The sequence below is a fragment of the Mesorhizobium sp. M0408 genome, assembly GCF_040321495.1.
Taxonomy (GTDB): domain Bacteria; phylum Pseudomonadota; class Alphaproteobacteria; order Rhizobiales; family Rhizobiaceae; genus Mesorhizobium.
On record NZ_JAMYRO010000036.1, the window covers coordinates 1 to 15,939 of the forward strand.

Genomic DNA, 15,939 nt, shown 5'->3' on the forward strand with positions numbered 1-15,939 from the left:
AAAAAATCATGAACTCAATGAGGTTTGATTTTAACTGGCAACACTCTCGCCGGCGCGCGGTGTTTGAGACTTGCCGATGAGGATGATATGGCCTCACGACACGAAAACATTCACGACAACCGGGCTTACGCCCTGGGTTCTCAGAAATGCTTCGCCCTTTTGACGTTCGCGTCGTGCCGACAATAGTATGACCTGCCGACCGAAGGAGGGGAACCAGCGAACGGCCAATGACACCGGTTGCCCCGGCCAGAAATCTCCTCGCTGTCACACCATTGCCCTCGTTGGAAACGCAATGTGCGTAATCTCGCCCGCGATGGGTTGCAAGAATTGCGATGCCGCCCGTCCGGCTTTCCAGCAGTCTAGTGCCTGATCCCCTGCCGTCAGCAATCGGTCAGCAGCTTGGTGAACCAATGTGCGATTACGATAAGTTACTACAGCGTTTCGAGGTCCCATGTCTGAAGTCGACTGGCTAAGCCGTCTCCTCCAAATCATCACCGTTACCGGTCAGCTCGAGGTCCGCTGCGCCTACGGTGCACCGTGGCGCGTTGCCTGGAGCCAGGCTGCGGCGAACGAAATTCCCTACCACGTCATAGTCAAGGGACGAGCCATTCTCGAGGACCCGGAGACGAGAACAGCGCGAGAGTTGCTGAGTGGAGATATCGTTCTGCTGCCACACGGTGCAGCGCATGTGCTGCACGACGGTAGCGGGCAGACACCAATCCGTACCCACGAAAGCCGGGCCTCTGCCGGATGGATGCTGAGCGAGAACGATGGCCAGGGCGAGCAACTCGATCTGTTGTGTGGGCGATTTTTCATTGCCCCACCTCATGATCGGCTGATCCGTAATTACATGCCGGCCAATCTCGTGGCGCGAGCTATGGACGGTCATGGAGAAGAGGGCATCGGGTCCGCCTCCAACCAACTGGCCAGCCTGGTGGGGCTGATGCGAACGGAGTCCGCCCGCGACCGAGCGGGGGGGCGCGCAATTCTCAACGCTCTTTCTTCGGCACTGTTCACGCTGGTGCTGCGAGCGGCGAGCGAAGCCGAGAAAGCCCCCGAAGGCTTGTTGGCGCTGGCCGGCCATCCGCGGCTGGCTCCGGCAATCGCCGCGATGTTCGCCGATCCTGCGCGGTCTTGGAAACTGCCTGATCTGGCGGACTTGTGCGGCATGTCACGCGCGACCTTCATGCGGCACTTTCAAGACAGGCTAGGCTGCTCCGCCCTCGACCTGTTGACCGATCTCCGGATGAGTCTGGCTGCCAACGAGTTGAAGAAGCCGGCGATCAGCACCGAGACCGTGGCCGAGACGGTCGGGTATCAATCGGTTTCCGCATTCCGGCGTGTGTTCGCTGAAAGGATGGGGATGACCCCGGGGGAATGGCGCCGACTGTCGCACAAGGGCGAGTATCCAGCCCCTGCCTAGTACCCATGTGTGCGCGCAAGTTGATCCTTTCACGCATCTTTTTGAGCAAATCCAGTCTCGAAATTTTCACTGTCAGCCGTAAATTGAGCTCCGTAATCAACTGATGAGGGAGCCACCCAATGAACTACATCGCCACAGCCGCGGCCGGGCCCGCAACCGGCGCCGTCGCGGAAATCTACGCACGGGCCGAAAAGAGCGGAAGCACTATCGCGCCTCTACCTTCCCCTTCAACCGCGCGACCAACCCCGACGAACGCCGTCATCGAAACTATCCTGAGCCGTAGCGCCGCCAAGTATTACGACGCTACCGCCACCCTGAGCGACGACCAGATCCGCGACCTGGTGCGCATCGGCACAGCCGCGCCGACCTCCTTCCACCTGCAGAACTGGCGCTTCATCGCCGTACGCTCGCCTGAAGCCAAGGCCCGACTACGCCCGATCGCCTGGGACCAGCCTGCGATTACCGACGCCGCCGTTACCTTCATCATCATCGGCCAGTTGGCCGATGCCAGCACCGTCCCCGAGCGCTTGGCCTCGGTGGTGGACGCCGGCATCATGCCGGCACACCTGGTGCCGGAATGGGAAATCCCCGCTCGCGGACTGTATGACGATCAACCGCAGCGCCAGCGCGATGAGGCTGTGCGCTCCGCGACCTTCGGCACCGCGGCGATCATCTACGCGGCCCGCTCGCTAGGCCTGGGTTCCACGCCGATGATCGGTTTCGACGCAGAGGCCGTGCACAGCGAGTTCGGCCTGCGTGAAGACGAAGTCCCAGTCATGCTGCTGACCGTAGGGCCGGAGCGAGCTGGCAACTGGCCGCAGAAGCCGCGCATGCCGGTGGCCGACGTGCTGGACTTCGCATAATCCTCAACTAAACCAATAGCTTATGGAGACTACGATGCCAAGAACTACTGCTCTGAGGCCGGAACACGTGCCGGCTGAATCGAAACCGACTCTCGATGCGTTCACCAAGAACATCGGGTTCACCCCCAACATGATGGCGGCCTTCGCGCAGAGCCCCATCGCGTTCAACTCGTGGGCCGCCCTGCTCGGCTCTCTGAGCAAAGCGCTCGACGTGAGGACACGCGACAGTATCGGCCTCGCCGTTTCCGAAGCGAATGGTTGCAACTATTGCCTGACAGTTCACAGCTTCACGGCCGAACATATGGCCAAGCTATCAGTTGATGACATCATTCTCGCCCGGAAGGGCCACGCCAGCGACCCGAAACGGGACGCCGCCGTCCAGTTTGCGCGTAAAGTCATCGAGACCCGGGGGCACGTCAGTGACGCCGATCTGAAAGCTGTCCGCGAGGTTGGCTACACCGATGCGAACATCATCGAGATCGTCGCATTGGTGGCCATGTACTCCCTGACGAATTTCTTCAACAACGTGTTCGATCACGACAAGGACTTCCCCGCCGTCGCGCCGGCCGGCTCAATCTGAGCTCTGTCCGTTCGCAACTTCTCGAAGCCATTGGGATCGATCACATGAACATTCTCCATATTGACTGCAGTCCGCGTCAAGAATCGCATAGCCCGAGCTTTCGGCGGCGATCGTCAAAAAGCTTCTCGAGGTTGCGCCGGATGCGAGCATCAGCCGTCGATTTGGGGCCCGAACCCTTGCCGCACACCGTGGCTGACTACGCAGCTGCGTTATCGACGCCAGCCACGTTAGCGGCTCCGCCGGAGGGCGTCCTCGATCTTTCCGAAGCACTTATCCGGGAAATCGAGGCTGCCGGTGATTGTCATCGGAACGCCGATGTACAACTTCTGCATTTCCCTCGACTCTCAAGGCGTGGATCGATCAAATCCTGCGGGTTGGTCGCACGATGAAGTCGACGCCGTCCGGGAAGGTGGGAATGCTGCGGGATCGTCCGGTATTCATCGGTGTCACTTCCGGTGGCGTCTTTACCGGTGACCGAGCCAACCAGCCCGATTTTCTAACGCCTTATCTGTCGTTGGCATTTAGCTCCAGTGGGCTGAAGACCCTGCAGTTCCTGCCCGTACAGGCCGCAGCGTTCCTCGACAGGGACTAGGCCGCATTAGCGAGAAACAGGGCCCTGGAGGAGATTGATCGGACGGTCATATAGGAAGCTTCGAGGCGTCTATGGTTGCCCGGCAGCGCTCTCAAGCGTCGCGCGATGCACAAACAACAGCCGGGCGATTTCCTCAACCGGCTTTTTCTCCGCATCGATGAGACGACCTGCGTGCGCGACCTGGTCGGCCAACACGGCCAACAGCCTGCCGCGTCTGCCTAGGGCGCTGCTAGCCAGATCCTGGTGGGGCGTCGAGACGCGAGCATATCCGCTAACCTTTCACTCAAGCGACCAAGCCTGCCGGCCAGGTTTTTTCGAGGCGTAAATCCGGCCTGGACTTACTCACGCGGGTTCACGCTGCTCGGACACATCGGCGTGGCTAATTCCCACGCCGCGAGAAAACTGGCGGTCACGGAGAGAAGACCTTCAGCGCCTCTTATAACGTTCGGCTATCGACTCCATGGCCAAAGGTGATTTTTCTTTGCGCTGTCACAGCTCCAAGCTTCGATCCGTCATCGCCCGCTTTCGTTGCCCGACCCACATCGTGCACCGTTGAACGATCTCCGGGTAAAAAGGTCGAACATGCAGATCAAAGAGGCTCCCAATTTTCCTTCACCGGCTGGTGCGAGAGCCTTGTGCCGGAGGACGTCATGGTATTCGCAGACAGCTCCGGCGTCGAAGTTAGAGAATCGTGCGGATTCGGCCGGACGGTTCAGAATGGTCGGCGGTGTCGTCGCTGAGCATCATCACGTCCAAGTGGACGAGATTCGCCGCGCCACCGATTTTCGGCCGCGAAGATCGCGCTGTTCTGGGGGCGCCGCGCCAGGAGCCTTCTGAGCCCAGCGCAAGCCGTTGGCTCACCCGCACCATACCCCTCCGGCCCCGCCGGACCATGAACACGAGGTCGTTTGATGATTTTACCTACAAGAGCAACAGCGGCTGATGGCGAGACGCTTCCCCAGATCGGCCACAGGATCACCGACAAATCAGCACCGCCCGATGACAGCGCCGTCCGCGACTGGATCGGACAGGAGGCGTTCGAGCATTGGGCCGGGCTGCGGAACTGGATCGAGGAATTCTACCCCGATGTTTTCGCGCCGGACTGGCTCTATGGTGGCAAGAACCGCGGTTGGTCCCTGCGCTACAAGAAAACCAGGGCGTTCTGCACCTTGGTGCCCGAATACCGGCTCTTTTCGACCGCGGTGGTCATGGGAGGAGCAGAACGGGAGAAGTTTGAGGAGCGGCGTTATGTTTGGCGCCCGCAATTGGTCAAGCTCTATGATGAAGCCAAAACATACATCGACGGGAAATGGCTGACAGTTGCCATCTCATCGGCAGATGACCTGCATGATGTAACGGAACTGTTGATTATGAAGCGCCCGCCACCGTCGCGCGGTTGAGATGTTACGGAAATCCTAGGATCGCCGCGAATACAACGCAGTGGTCCCCGGGGAAATCCTCTCATCGTCGTCGTAGGCGGTCTTGTCGGCATCACGGGGCAATTCGACACCAGGGTCGCCGAGGAAAGGCCATCGGGCCCCATGACCTCAGGTGAGATGGGGTCTACTCGATCAGCGAGGCAGTTAGCCGCCATCGTTGTTGTATTGCGAACTGGCTTCACCATATGATTGCCATGCAAAAAAATGGAATTTCCTATCGCGAGCATCGTGAGCTCGGCGAAGTCGCGTGGCTGCGCGATCACGATCGCGGGTTGGCGCTGGCTGCCGAACAGGGCAAACCTGTTCTGCTGTTGTTCCAGGAAGTGCCCGGGTGTTCGATTTGCGTACGCTTTGGGCAGGATGTCCTGACGCATCCGTTGATGGTGGAGCTGATCGCCGATCGGTTCGTACCGGTGGCGATCTTCAACAACCATTCCGGTGCAGACGCCGAGATCCTGCGCCGCTACGACGAGCCATCGTGGAACAACCCCGTGGTGCGGTTTCTCGGGCCTGATGGAGCCGAGCTCCTACCCAAGCTGGCCGATCGTTACGATGGGCTGGGATTGTACGAAAAGATCACTGCCGTTCTCGAAATGCTCGGCGATGATGTCCCGGGCTATTTCCGCTTACTAGGGCGGGACCTGCTGATCGAATATGGTCTCAGCAAATGCGTGACCTACACGACCCCGTGCTTCTGGTCGGGCGAAACAAGCCTCGCGCAGCATCCGGCGGTAATCACGACCGACGCCGGTTGGGTCGATGGCGAGGAAGTGGTGCAGGTGCATGTCGATCCGCGCGAGGTCTCGCGCCCTGATTTGGATGCTTATGCCCGTGCGGAAGGGTTCAATCCGACCGAAAGCGGCGGTTTCGAGCTCGACAGCGAGCCGCAATTCTACCTGCGCAAGTCGCCGGCCCGTCATCTGCCTTTAACGCCAGCACAGCGTACGCGGATCAACCTGGCCGTGCCTTATCGCGATCCGCTTGTGGACCTGCTCAGCCCGCAGCAGTCCGCATGGCTTGCCGATCCGCAGCTGCAGCGGTCGAGCGGGGATGAAGCCTATCGCCAGGACATTCGCCAGAGCTGGCCGGCACTGATGACACAGCTTGGTCTTATCGGGAAGGAGAAGTGATCATGGATGTCGCCCCCATCGGCCTCATCGAGGACGAGGATATCCTGCTCGACCTGGCATCGCTGGCGCTGAGCCATCTGGATCACGAGAGTACGGATATCGCGCCCTATCTCGAACGGCTGGAAGAGATCGAGGACCGGGTGTGCGATGAAGGGCGGACCGCGGTTCTTTCGAGGGAACGCGCCGCCGTGCTTTCGCGCGTGCTGCATGGGGAGTTCAGGTTTGTAGGCGATGCCGACAGTTATGGCGCACCGGCCAACGCCGATTTTATCCGGGTGCTCGAGCGCAGGCTTGGCCTGCCGATTGCACTGTCGATCCTCTATGTCGCGATGGCCCGCCGGGCTGGATGGAGTGCCTATGTGCTCAATCTGCCGGGCCATGTGCTGGTCCAGATCGGCGAGAAGAGCCCCGTTGTAATCGATCCCTTCGCGGGCGGCGGCCTGGTGTCAGAACGGAAGATTGAGGCGATCTGCCGGGCTTGCCTTGGCGAGGAAGGCGACGCTTCCGCACTCAACGTCGTGCGGATGAGCAATCGTGACGTGCTGGCACGTTTATTGAACAACCAGGCTGTTCGCGCGGAGAATGACAACGACCCTCATCGAGCCCTTGCGGTGTATCAGCGGATTACCCAGATCGCGCCGGGAGTGCTTGATGCCTGGCAAAAGCTTGCGCGTCTGCAATTGGCGTTCAACGATGTTGCGGGGGCCAGGGCAAGCCTGTTCGCCATGTCGGAAGTCTCGCCCGATAAGAAAACGCGCGATCGGATCATGGATGCATTTGAAGCGCTTGGTTCAGCCAGACCGGTCTCACTATAGAGCGCATCGCCTTTCGGATCGCCTCCTCGTGGAAATGGCACCGGCCGGCGGCATTGTACCGTACCGTCCGCCTATGATCGGGATGGTGCATAAGACGAGGCGGTTCGGTCAGGGCTCCGCGCGCGGCAGGAGATCTGCGATGCTTCCTGTCACCGGATTTCGCCGGACACGCTCGCCGATTACCAGAGCCGGGGCATGAACGACCGAGTGGCTGAACACGCAGGATAAGCGGCACATTCATAATCCCACCGAAGGTCAACCAGACCAGCCCTGGCCAGCGGCTTTTTCGATGCCGGGCGCCAAGGGCAATCATTCAATCGGGAGAATATGTCGTGGATTCAGTGATCAGTTTCGAGGATCGCCGCTTCTGACCAACCTCGCGCCGGATCGTGCTGGGCAAACGCGTGGTCGATCTGCGTCACGCCTCGCCCAAGCACCTGATCGCACCCGGTAGTCCAGCCGGCACCGTTGCCCAGGCCCTTCGCCACGTGGGTGCGGGGCGTGCTGCCGACGTTGCCCAGGTCGCCGCACGCCGGCTATCGGCCAATGACAAGAAGGTGCTCGCCTCCAGTGCCATCCAGGCTCCGGCCTGGATGCGCCCCACCCTGATCTCGAAGCGGCAGGCTCATGTGCTCCCGCCGGCGCGCCGTCACCATGCGCTGGTGATCAGCGCGAGTCCTTCACATCCTGCGCTGTTGCAGCATCCTGGTAATCGTTGCCGAAATGGGTGCGCACATAGTTCACGACGGCCGCCATCTGGTCATCGCTCATCATGCCGCCGAACGGCGACATTCCCTTCTGGCCGTGAAGGACGATGTAGATCGGATAGCCTGCTGACACGAGATTTTCGTTCTCGGCGAGCCGCCGCAATCATGACCGCGTGCGTCGTGTTGCTCGCCCCAAGCTTGACCCGCGCCTACTCCAGGTACAAGCGCACTGTCTTTTCAGAAAGGCGCGTGAGACGCGCGATCTCAGCTTGGGTCTTGCCTATTGACGCCCAATTGAGGCACGTGACCTCCCGGGGCGAGAGCGCAACGTCTGCGGTCGGCAACGTGTCATCCCGTCTACGCAAGAGATTGATGTGAACGTAGGCGATCGCGTCGCTGCGTGGGTTTCGTCCCTTATCGCTACGCGGTCGGGCTCCGTTCTTTCCGAGGCGAGGGAGAGGAGCGCAATGCGCCCGAAGCCTGTCCTGATCGGGATCGTGAATCCCGACTTGATGCCGAACTCGGCCGCCTCCCCCGCGATCCTACGGACCTCACCGCCGTGGCGCATCATGTCGGCTCCCGACCACACGAACGGTCGTAGCGCCCGTTTTGCGTCGGCGATCGTCGATCGCCAAGTAGCCCTCGGCAGAGGTATCGCTGAAGCCACTCCTCGGGGTAGTTCGAGAAGATGCGCGTGTCGGTGCCCTGGATCTGCCCATACGCAAATCGATCGAATCCAGTGGTCTTTGCGAATTGCTGTAGCGCCTGCCGGATCGCCACCGATTCCTGAACAAGCTCAAGCGCGTCGACAAGACTGTCGACGTGCTCGTCCAGATATCGCGCTGGCTCGTTCGCCCCAATCAAAGCCCCCTCCCCTGAGCGTTTGCAGATCCTCTCGTTTATTTGGAGTCCGATTGCCTCCTAGGCAGCCCGCGGCCGCGACAGTTGACCGAGCACCGGAAGCATGTCGTTCGGATCCGAGCGGCGCGTCTGGCGAACTGACACGCCACCTTCCCTCCAAATGCCGCCAAGGATCGGCAACGTCACGCCGGCGATCGCCCGAGCGCGTCGGTTCTCCGCCGACGTCTGCTGCGACACGCACACTAACGAAGCACCGCGGGCGACGACCGCTGACCGGATTCGCTCAAGCCTCCAGGTCGAACCTGCATGCGGGCACCAGCTGCCCCAGTAGAAAGTCAATAAAATCGGACCACTTCGTAACAGCAACTCTGACGACACCTCGACGCCGTCTTGATCTCGGAGACAAAACGCCGGCGCGTGGCTCCCAGCCGACAATGCCCGCTCCGCCTGTCGCGACTGCGATCAGGTACTCGGCCGCTTCGCGCAGGGCACGAGCTTTGATTTTGCCGATCCTGAAGGAGTTTCGCACGTTCTGTGCCGCAGAGGATTGTTCGTGTCTTGGCATAGTTCCTCTTTCGTTGCCGTCGCGAGCCCGCAAAACAGAATGATCTACCCGGTTTGACCGCAGTAGCCGCTTGCGACATCTTAAAATTATCCACCCAGATCATGAATGAGCTACCATAACCCTGCAGGAGAGGAATGAGGCCAGGCTTCCTGACTCTCCCTGCAGGAGAGCAATGAGGCCAGGCTTCCTGACCCTAGAATAGATCCTCAACCAGCATCGTCGTGGCATGGCGCGCGAGCGCCTGGGTCGGGGCGTTGGTATTGCCGCTGGTGATGTTGGGCATGATCAAGGCGTCAATCACTCGGAGCCCGTCGATCCCGCAGACCCCAAGGCTCGCGTCAACCACCGCTCGAGCATCCTGACCCATCCGGCGCGTTCCGACCGGGTGCCACATCGTTGTCACGACACGCTTTACCCATTCGCCTATGTCCGCGTCCGACTGAACGTGGGTGCCGGGGTCCAACTCTTCCTCGAATACCGGCGCCAGCGAGGCCTGAGACATGACGCATAGCCGCGAAGGCACACGCAACAAGATATCTGAAGCGCCCCTCGTCAACCCATGCAACCTCGATGGCACGCTCGTTGTCGAGCGCGAAACTGCGCTCGCACCTTCACGTCGCTCTCGATATAAGGGTAGTCATAGCGAAGGCGTGACCGCCTTGAGTAGCTGACGCGAAACCGGGAGTTCAGGCGAGTCCCGGCGTGTATCGACCGTCGAACGTTGTCCCTCGATTTGCGTCGGCGAATCTGATCCCGACGGCGTCGCCGTCAGGACCGGCGATCCATGAAACATCGTAGGTAGCGTAATACGACGGCGGCCAGAACGACTGGAACCGCCCGTCATCGTCTACTTTCCATTCTCCAGACGACTTAGCCCCGTTGTCGGTGTACACGGTGCGCCCGTCGGGAGTGAACACCTGCGTCGCGCCGTTGGCGTAGGTAAAGGGTGCTCGCGTCAGTGCGGCGGCGATGCCGGCCGGGTCGATACGGTCGCCGTCGCTGACAGCGGGTGATTCTGTAGTGGACATCTCCTCCTCCTTTCGAATGGGTGTCTGTCAGGCGCTCGTCCGCCGACCCCAGGATGCCAAGCACAGGTGGCTCGACGGAATTGGCGAGGCGAGATTGTCACTCTTGCAGGATCGGTCCCCGTATTCAATTTAGTGGCAGGTATCGTTTTCATAGCGACGGGGAATGGGCCGACGACAGAAGGGGACTTCGGTCGAAAGGTGAACCCGCACGACCGGCACCCCGTCGAGCCAGCTTAATGAACGGCACGACGCCAGCGACTTCGATAGGAGGACGCAGGACAAGCTCATGGGTGAGCAAGTATGAACATCGCCGGCAAGGCCTTGCCGAACGGCGCGGCAGCAGCATGCGCGTCGCAATCGTGCATCACCCCGTTCCTGAACGACCACACCCAACTGTCCAGTGGCGCGATACGGTTCGTCACCCTCGCCCGAAGGGAATGAGGAGCCTCGAGCAGGGCAATGATCGCGTGGCGCTCAGGACCCGAGGGCACGTTCGGGGGGCGGAAATATACGAAGCTCTGGAAGTTTTCGGATCATCACGTGAAGCGTTTGATGATCGACATCAACCGTTCGCAGGAATATTCGAGCTGTCGTTCATGCGCGAAGGCCATTACTTGCGGCATTTGCGGCGCACAAAGCGCTTTTTGCGCAGGCAAACGTGACGCTCTGCTACGCAACCTCCGCTCGGAGGGCGATAAGGTTTCGGTCGCAGGCCTGACGGCGTTGCTGCGCTTCCGGCCGGAACACCAGGCATTGTTATAGCGCGAGAAACGCTCGCGTTCGGCAATGGGGCCGAGCCCGTTATCCGCCTGGTTGCCTTACCAGAGATGAGAAGCTTCGAGGCTGACCTTCTTCGGCATTCCTACCGATTATCGATACGATAGCTTTACCCGAACGTTCACCGGATTTACGTTCCAAAACTACCGGCTGGGTTCGGTGCGGCGCTGATTTATCCAAATGAATCAGACGCTTACGCCGTTTCGCAACCGATCTGCGCACGAAATCAGCTGTGTGGAACAAATTCGAACGATAGGGGTTCAATCGTGGCCAAGTTACTCGTCCTTTATTACTCTTCTTACGGGCACGTCGAGACGCTGGCGCATGAGATTGCGGCTGGGGCGACTGCTGCAGGCGCGAGCGTCGACGTCAAACGCGTCCCCGAACTCGCGCCTGAGGAAGTAGCCAAGGCTTCCGGATACAAACTCGATCAGATCGCGCCCGTGGCTAAGATCGAGGATCTGCCGAACTACGACGCTATCGTCGTGGGCACGGGTACTCGCTTTGGGCGCATCTCGTCCCAGATGGCAAGCTTCCTTGATCAAGCCGGCGGCTTGTGGGCGAGCGGTGCCCTGCATGGGAAAGTGGGCGGCGCTTTCTCTTCATCTGCGACGCAGCACGGCGGCCAGGAACTGACACTGTTGGCGATCATCACCAACCTGTTCCATATGGGGATGACGGTCGTAGGGCTCGACTACGGTTTTGCAGGCCAAAGCAAAGTCGACGAGATCACGGGCGGCGCTCCGTATGGCGCGACGACCATTGCTGGTCCGGACGGCAAGCGAGAGGTCAGCGAAAGCGAGCTTGCCGGAGCGCGTTATCAGGGTCGGAGGATCGCCGAGGTTGCAGCCAAGCTCCACGGCTAGAGTCCCATGGAAGTCGCGAATCCTGAAATCGACGACATGGAGCCGACCGAGCGTGAGTTGCTCGCTGAGTTGCGACGGCTCCGTCGCTCATTGCGTCTTCATCCGAACGATATGCCTGATCCAATGGAGGCACTTTCAGTCGGTCAACGTGTGGCAGACTCGGTCGCAAGGGTCATGGGCTCCTGGAAATTTATCATTTTCCAGAGCGTCATCCTCGTGGGATGGGTTTCGATCAACCTTGTCGCTGTGGCAAAAAGCTGGGACCCCTATCCGTTCATTTTGCTCAATCTGATGCTCTCATTTCAAGCCGCGTACGCGGCGCCGATCATTGTGATGAGCCAGAACAGGCAACAAGATATCGACCGGATGGCGGCGGAGAATGACTACAAGATCAACATCAAGGCGGAGCTTGAGATCGAGCTGCTGCACGAGAAGATAGATGAGCTTCGGCAGCAAGAGGTGCTGCGACTGTCCGAGGCCGTTAAATCTCTCACTGATCTGCTTCTAGTATCCAGGGAACCGCCCCGCTCGGATTTTGCCGGAGCCGTCGAACCACCGGATGGTGCCTCATAACCCGCCATCCAAACAGTGCCACAATCTACCTTGTCCGTCGGTTGCCTTGCCGCAAGTCTCAGACACGAAGACAAACAAATCCGCTGATCCACATCACGCTACAAAGGAGTCCGACATGGTCACCAGAGGCTTTTTCGGCCGAAATTCAGGAGGTGAGAAGGCCGATCGAATTCCACCAGGCCAGCACCTCGTCGAACACTGGCCTGTCCTCACAGCGGGACCAACGCCGCGCATCGAGACAGCCGACTGGAAGTTCACGCTCAAGATCGGGCCGAGGCCCGTGAAGGTTTGGAACTGGAGCGAATTCAACGCACTCCCCAAGACCAAGATGACAAGAGATATTCACTGCGTCACGACGTGGTCGAAACTTAATACGGCTTGGGAAGGCGTGATCATCGACGACATTCTTGCCGATGCGGGGGTGGAACGTCCCACTGATTTCATGCTCGCGCATTGCTATGATGGCTACTCAACGAACGTTCCCCTTGCAGATCTGGCGTCTGGAAAGGCCATGGTCGCTCTGAACTACGAAGGGCAGCCGCTGCAGCGCGACCATGGTGGCCCGGCCCGGCTCCTGGTCCCACACCTCTATTTCTGGAAGTCCGCCAAGTGGATAAACGGACTTCAATTTACAGAGCGCGACGAGCTGGGTTTCTGGGAATTGCGCGGATACCACAAATATGGCGACCCGTGGCGTGAGCAGCGGTATACCAATGACTGAGCGAAGCGCACGATCGGCGGTTTGGCAGACATGCACGATTACCGAGATCGTTGAGCAGACGCCCAGTATCAAGAGCTACTTCCTGCGGCTGAGCAAGCCATTTACATATATGGCGGGTCAACACGCCGATGTGCGACTGACTGCTCCGGACGGCTACGTCGCAATGCGTAGCTATTCGATCGCATCGGCACCGAGTGCCTCGCATATGATCGAGCTTGCGATCGAACGCCTCCCGGATGGTGAAGTCTCGCCGTTCTTCCATGATATTGCAGCCGTGGGCGACGAGATCGAACTCCGCGGGCCGATCGGCGGCCATTTTCTGTGGCCGGAACGCCCAACCGCACCGATTCTGTTGATTGGGGCCGGCTCCGGCATCGTTCCGCTGATGGCCATGCTCCGACACCGCCGCGATCTGGCTCAGACTGTGCCGACTGCGCTGCTTCTGTCATCGCGGACAGAGCGTGACGTGTTGTTCGGCGATGAGCTACTGTCATTGGAGACGGCCGACCCCAACCTGGAGTTGGCGCTGGCGATTACTCGTGAGAGCCCAAAGCGCACCACTGATTTTGGCCGGCGCATCGACAGCGCCATGGTCGCTGAGGTTATTGGCCGGCTTCCGCGTATTCCGGAGCACGTTTTTGCCTGCGGATCAAACCCCTTCGTCAATATCGCGGCCGATGGCGCGCTAATGGCGGGACTGGACGCCTCGACTATCAAGACCGAACGATATGGCGGTTGATGGTACCCACGCTCATTCACCACACAGAAAGGAAACAATGTGACGCCAGAGGACAACGCACCTAAGCTCCGCGAGGTTGTTGTCGCGAGCGATCCCATCAAGCACGGGGCCTTGGTTGGGCACGTCGGAGTATCCGAATTTCCTATTGGCGGCCCGGATGCCGTCGGTCAGGTCTCTCCCGGCCCTAATCCTTACGATCTTCTCAGCGCATCGCTTGCGGCATGCACTGCCATGACCATTCGCTTTCAGGCCAAGCGCCAGAAACTCCCTCTCGAGCGGGTCGAAGTGGGCGTCAGCTTTCATCATGGCGCCGAGGGCCGACGAGACTCGTTCGAGCGCACTCTTGTGCTGGAGGGAGAACTCGACGCGCAACAGCGCGCATTCCTGTTAGAGGCGGCAAACCTCTGCCCAGTTGGCAACATTCTGGGTATCAACGCCGATATTCACACTCTCTCGGACCGCACCGTCTCAGGCGAAATGGCGGGCGCTCAGGCGAGTTATGAGGATGATCTGGCTGAGCTCCCCATCCCGTATATCGATGCCGATTGAGCCACACCGTGCCGTCGGTTGCCTTTGTCGAGGTTTCCCGGTCGAGTCTTCACTGACTCAAAGATTCTCGAATCCGCGCCGAATGAAGAGGTAACTCTACCACTCGTCCCAATATCAGGTTAAACAAGCGGTTGACCTCTCGGAAGTGAGAGAAGATGGATCGTTGGGAAGCAATGGGATATTTTGTCGCCGCGGTCGAGGCAGGGAGCTTCTCCGCGGCCGAGCGGCAGTTGAAAATTCCCCTCTCCCCACGATCAGCCGCAAGGTCGCCGATCTCGAGGCTCATCTCAAAACCCAGCTTCTCGTCCGGTCGACGCGGAAGTTGGCGCTGAAGAGTCTGCACCGATCGTTTTCGGCCGGCTGTATGTCGTCCCGATCGTCACCGCGTTCGTGGCCAAATTTCCCGAGATAAGTATCTATTTAACGCTCTCAGATCATACGCTCGACATCGTCGATGAGCACATTGATCTCGCCATTCGCCCGGGGACGTTATCGGATGGTGTGCTCGTTGCGACCAGGGGTCGGCGAAATTCGCCGTGTCGTGTGCGGGAGTCCCGCCTATTTTTCGGCCCACGGAACGCCAAAGACGCTGGACGATTTGGCCAAGCATATGTGTGTCACCTACACGGCCCTCGCGTCGGGCATGACCTGGGTATTCGACCCTCGAGACGGCAAACCGAGTCGAGGGGTCCGTCCTATCTGCCGATTGAAGATCAATCGGCGCAATCCTGCTCGAACAGAACGACGAATGGGCAGTGCAGCGGGCCAGATATATGACCCTGGAAACGATCGGCCAGATGAGCGATGATCCCCTGATCCGCCTGCCAGCCGTGGCACGCTGATCAGCCCGGCCCATGCCGAGAGGACGGCGATCAATGCCGCCAGCTACACCACGCAGCGGGACACGATCCATTGCAAGTTGGCGATACCGCGCCGGACTTTCTTCTACCCGATGAGGAGCGGCGGCTCCACTCGTCCAAACAGCTTCGCGAGGCAGGACCGCTGGTGGTCAGCTTCTACCGTGGCGGGTGGTGCCCATTCTGCAGCGCAGAGCTTCGCGCGCTTCAGGCAATCAAGCCAAACTTGATGACCGGCAGGCGAAGGTTGTTGTGCTTTCTCCCTATACCCGTGATTTGCCACGGCGGCTGAAACGGCAGTTGAATCTCGACCTGACGATGCTCGCAGACGTCGACCATGGCGTAGCGACATCGTACGGCATCGTGTTTCGGTCCCTGACGAAACCAGGGCGCACTATGCAGGGCTCGGTTATGACTTCGGCCACCGTCGTGGATCGTCAGAATGGATGCTGCCAATCCCCGCGACTTACGTGATCGATCAGGACGGCGTGGTCAGAGGCGCCTTTGTCGAGCCCGATTTCACGATCCGCCAGGAACCATCCGACATCCTCTCCAGAATGCGCGAACTTTCGGGATCTCGCTCTGGGGACGTTTTAACATCGGACGAATGATGTCAGCCGCGGGACACCTTCCCTAATTGGGATGAGAGTGGCAATGCACCGTTTCCCACAATGCCGCGGGCTGTTGGATCGCCAGCGAGGCCGGCCGCGCGCGGCTGCCGGCGAACACGCCGTATCTCCGCCTGGTCGATTACGAAATCGCAGCGGTCGACCACCATACGGAGGGGCTGCTGATTGCGCCGTCTTATGCCATTCCTCGTCTGCTCGCGCGGCATGGCCTGGGTTTTGAAGACG

The 15,939-nt window shown here is 59.8% G+C and carries 22 protein-coding genes and 4 pseudogenes; 18 read left to right on the forward strand and 8 right to left on the reverse strand.

The features are described from left to right. Window positions 1–451 precede the first annotated feature (451 nt). From NKI67_RS29065 to NKI67_RS29100, 8 genes and pseudogenes are all read left to right on the forward strand, one after another. The gene (locus NKI67_RS29065) at window positions 452–1,423 is read left to right on the forward strand and encodes an AraC family transcriptional regulator (RefSeq protein ID WP_352648152.1); all 972 of its coding nucleotides are present in this window, start codon (window positions 452–454) and stop codon (window positions 1,421–1,423) included. Window positions 1,424–1,542: 119 nt separating this feature from the next. Continuing rightward, the gene (locus NKI67_RS29070; RefSeq protein ID WP_352648155.1) at window positions 1,543–2,286 is read left to right on the forward strand and encodes a nitroreductase family protein; all 744 of its coding nucleotides are present in this window, start codon (window positions 1,543–1,545) and stop codon (window positions 2,284–2,286) included. 34 nt (window positions 2,287–2,320) lie between these two features. After that, window positions 2,321–2,866, forward strand: coding sequence for a carboxymuconolactone decarboxylase family protein (locus tag NKI67_RS29075; protein WP_352648272.1), 546 nt, complete (start codon window positions 2,321–2,323; stop codon window positions 2,864–2,866). A gap of 385 nt (window positions 2,867–3,251) precedes the next feature. Continuing rightward, the gene (locus NKI67_RS29080) at window positions 3,252–3,458 is read left to right on the forward strand and encodes a hypothetical protein (protein WP_352648157.1); all 207 of its coding nucleotides are present in this window, start codon (window positions 3,252–3,254) and stop codon (window positions 3,456–3,458) included. 911 nt (window positions 3,459–4,369) lie between these two features. Further along, window positions 4,370–4,858, forward strand: a complete 489-nt coding sequence (locus tag NKI67_RS29085; RefSeq protein ID WP_352648159.1) for a DUF3788 domain-containing protein — start codon at window positions 4,370–4,372, stop codon at window positions 4,856–4,858. 224 nt (window positions 4,859–5,082) lie between these two features. Next, on the forward strand, window positions 5,083–6,027 hold the full coding sequence (locus NKI67_RS29090) for a VPGUxxT family thioredoxin-like (seleno)protein, type 2 (RefSeq protein WP_352648162.1): 945 nt from the start codon (window positions 5,083–5,085) through the stop codon (window positions 6,025–6,027). Between the two features lie 2 nt (window positions 6,028–6,029). Then, a complete protein-coding gene (locus tag NKI67_RS29095) occupies window positions 6,030–6,842 on the forward strand; it encodes a transglutaminase family protein (RefSeq protein WP_352648164.1) in 813 nt (270 codons plus the stop codon). A gap of 377 nt (window positions 6,843–7,219) precedes the next feature. After that, a pseudogene (locus NKI67_RS29100) lies at window positions 7,220–7,456 on the forward strand (DUF6088 family protein); the annotation flags it as partial. A 52-nt stretch (window positions 7,457–7,508) separates the two neighbouring features. Here NKI67_RS29100 and NKI67_RS29105 read toward each other — a convergent pair. The 7 genes from NKI67_RS29105 to NKI67_RS29135 form a co-directional block, all read right to left on the reverse strand. Continuing rightward, the gene (locus NKI67_RS29105; RefSeq protein WP_352648167.1) at window positions 7,509–7,712 is read right to left on the reverse strand and encodes a c-type cytochrome; all 204 of its coding nucleotides are present in this window, start codon (window positions 7,710–7,712) and stop codon (window positions 7,509–7,511) included. 46 nt (window positions 7,713–7,758) lie between these two features. After that, window positions 7,759–7,893, reverse strand: a complete 135-nt coding sequence (locus NKI67_RS29110; protein ID WP_352648169.1) for a LuxR C-terminal-related transcriptional regulator — start codon at window positions 7,891–7,893, stop codon at window positions 7,759–7,761. After that, window positions 7,830–8,120, reverse strand: a complete 291-nt coding sequence (locus NKI67_RS29115; protein ID WP_352648171.1) for an autoinducer binding domain-containing protein — start codon at window positions 8,118–8,120, stop codon at window positions 7,830–7,832. Before NKI67_RS29115 ends, NKI67_RS29110 begins: the two co-directional genes overlap by 64 nt. After that, complete coding sequence (locus tag NKI67_RS29120; protein ID WP_352648172.1) at window positions 8,117–8,413, reverse strand: autoinducer binding domain-containing protein; 297 nt, start codon at window positions 8,411–8,413, stop codon at window positions 8,117–8,119. The genes NKI67_RS29115 and NKI67_RS29120 overlap by 4 nt, the downstream gene beginning before the upstream one ends. A gap of 57 nt (window positions 8,414–8,470) precedes the next feature. After that, window positions 8,471–8,845 carry a redoxin domain-containing protein gene (locus NKI67_RS29125; RefSeq protein WP_352648174.1) on the reverse strand — a complete coding sequence of 125 codons (375 nt, stop codon included), beginning with the start codon at window positions 8,843–8,845 and terminating at the stop codon, window positions 8,471–8,473. Between the two features lie 323 nt (window positions 8,846–9,168). Then, the gene (locus NKI67_RS29130; RefSeq protein WP_352648177.1) at window positions 9,169–9,477 is read right to left on the reverse strand and encodes a GMC oxidoreductase; all 309 of its coding nucleotides are present in this window, start codon (window positions 9,475–9,477) and stop codon (window positions 9,169–9,171) included. Window positions 9,478–9,661: 184 nt separating this feature from the next. Beyond that, entirely contained in the window at window positions 9,662–10,003 is a 342-nt protein-coding gene (locus NKI67_RS29135; protein ID WP_352648179.1) for a hypothetical protein, read from the reverse strand. A 205-nt stretch (window positions 10,004–10,208) separates the two neighbouring features. Here NKI67_RS29135 and NKI67_RS29140 point away from each other — a divergent pair. The 10 genes and pseudogenes from NKI67_RS29140 to NKI67_RS29185 form a co-directional block, all read left to right on the forward strand. Next, a pseudogene (locus tag NKI67_RS29140) lies at window positions 10,209–10,307 on the forward strand (glutathione-dependent disulfide-bond oxidoreductase); the annotation flags it as partial. Next, entirely contained in the window at window positions 10,304–10,444 is a 141-nt protein-coding gene (locus NKI67_RS29145) for a hypothetical protein (protein ID WP_352648181.1), read from the forward strand. The pseudogene NKI67_RS29140 and the gene NKI67_RS29145, both read left to right, overlap by 4 nt. A gap of 111 nt (window positions 10,445–10,555) precedes the next feature. Then, window positions 10,556–10,765 (forward strand): hypothetical protein, encoded by a 210-nt coding sequence (locus NKI67_RS29150; RefSeq protein ID WP_352648183.1) that lies wholly within the window; start codon window positions 10,556–10,558, stop codon window positions 10,763–10,765. A 281-nt stretch (window positions 10,766–11,046) separates the two neighbouring features. Next, the gene (gene wrbA, locus NKI67_RS29155; RefSeq protein ID WP_352648185.1) at window positions 11,047–11,646 is read left to right on the forward strand and encodes an NAD(P)H:quinone oxidoreductase; all 600 of its coding nucleotides are present in this window, start codon (window positions 11,047–11,049) and stop codon (window positions 11,644–11,646) included. A 6-nt stretch (window positions 11,647–11,652) separates the two neighbouring features. Then, the gene (locus NKI67_RS29160; protein ID WP_352648188.1) at window positions 11,653–12,219 is read left to right on the forward strand and encodes a DUF1003 domain-containing protein; all 567 of its coding nucleotides are present in this window, start codon (window positions 11,653–11,655) and stop codon (window positions 12,217–12,219) included. 115 nt (window positions 12,220–12,334) lie between these two features. Next, window positions 12,335–12,940: a sulfite oxidase-like oxidoreductase gene (locus NKI67_RS29165; RefSeq protein ID WP_352648190.1), complete on the forward strand. Its 606-nt coding sequence runs from the start codon at window positions 12,335–12,337 to the stop codon at window positions 12,938–12,940. After that, entirely contained in the window at window positions 12,933–13,679 is a 747-nt protein-coding gene (locus NKI67_RS29170; protein ID WP_352648192.1) for a ferredoxin reductase, read from the forward strand. Before NKI67_RS29165 ends, NKI67_RS29170 begins: the two co-directional genes overlap by 8 nt. A gap of 39 nt (window positions 13,680–13,718) precedes the next feature. Beyond that, window positions 13,719–14,228, forward strand: a complete 510-nt coding sequence (locus NKI67_RS29175) for an OsmC family protein (RefSeq protein WP_352648194.1) — start codon at window positions 13,719–13,721, stop codon at window positions 14,226–14,228. Window positions 14,229–14,938: 710 nt separating this feature from the next. Further along, window positions 14,939–15,070, forward strand: a pseudogene (locus NKI67_RS29180) (IS256 family transposase); the annotation flags it as partial. 70 nt (window positions 15,071–15,140) lie between these two features. Beyond that, window positions 15,141–15,245 (forward strand): annotated as a pseudogene (locus NKI67_RS29185) (peroxiredoxin-like family protein); the annotation flags it as partial. Between the two features lie 47 nt (window positions 15,246–15,292). Here the strand turns inward: NKI67_RS29185 and NKI67_RS29190 are convergent. Continuing rightward, entirely contained in the window at window positions 15,293–15,424 is a 132-nt protein-coding gene (locus NKI67_RS29190; RefSeq protein WP_352648278.1) for a hypothetical protein, read from the reverse strand. Between the last annotated feature and the right edge of the window lie 515 nt (window positions 15,425–15,939).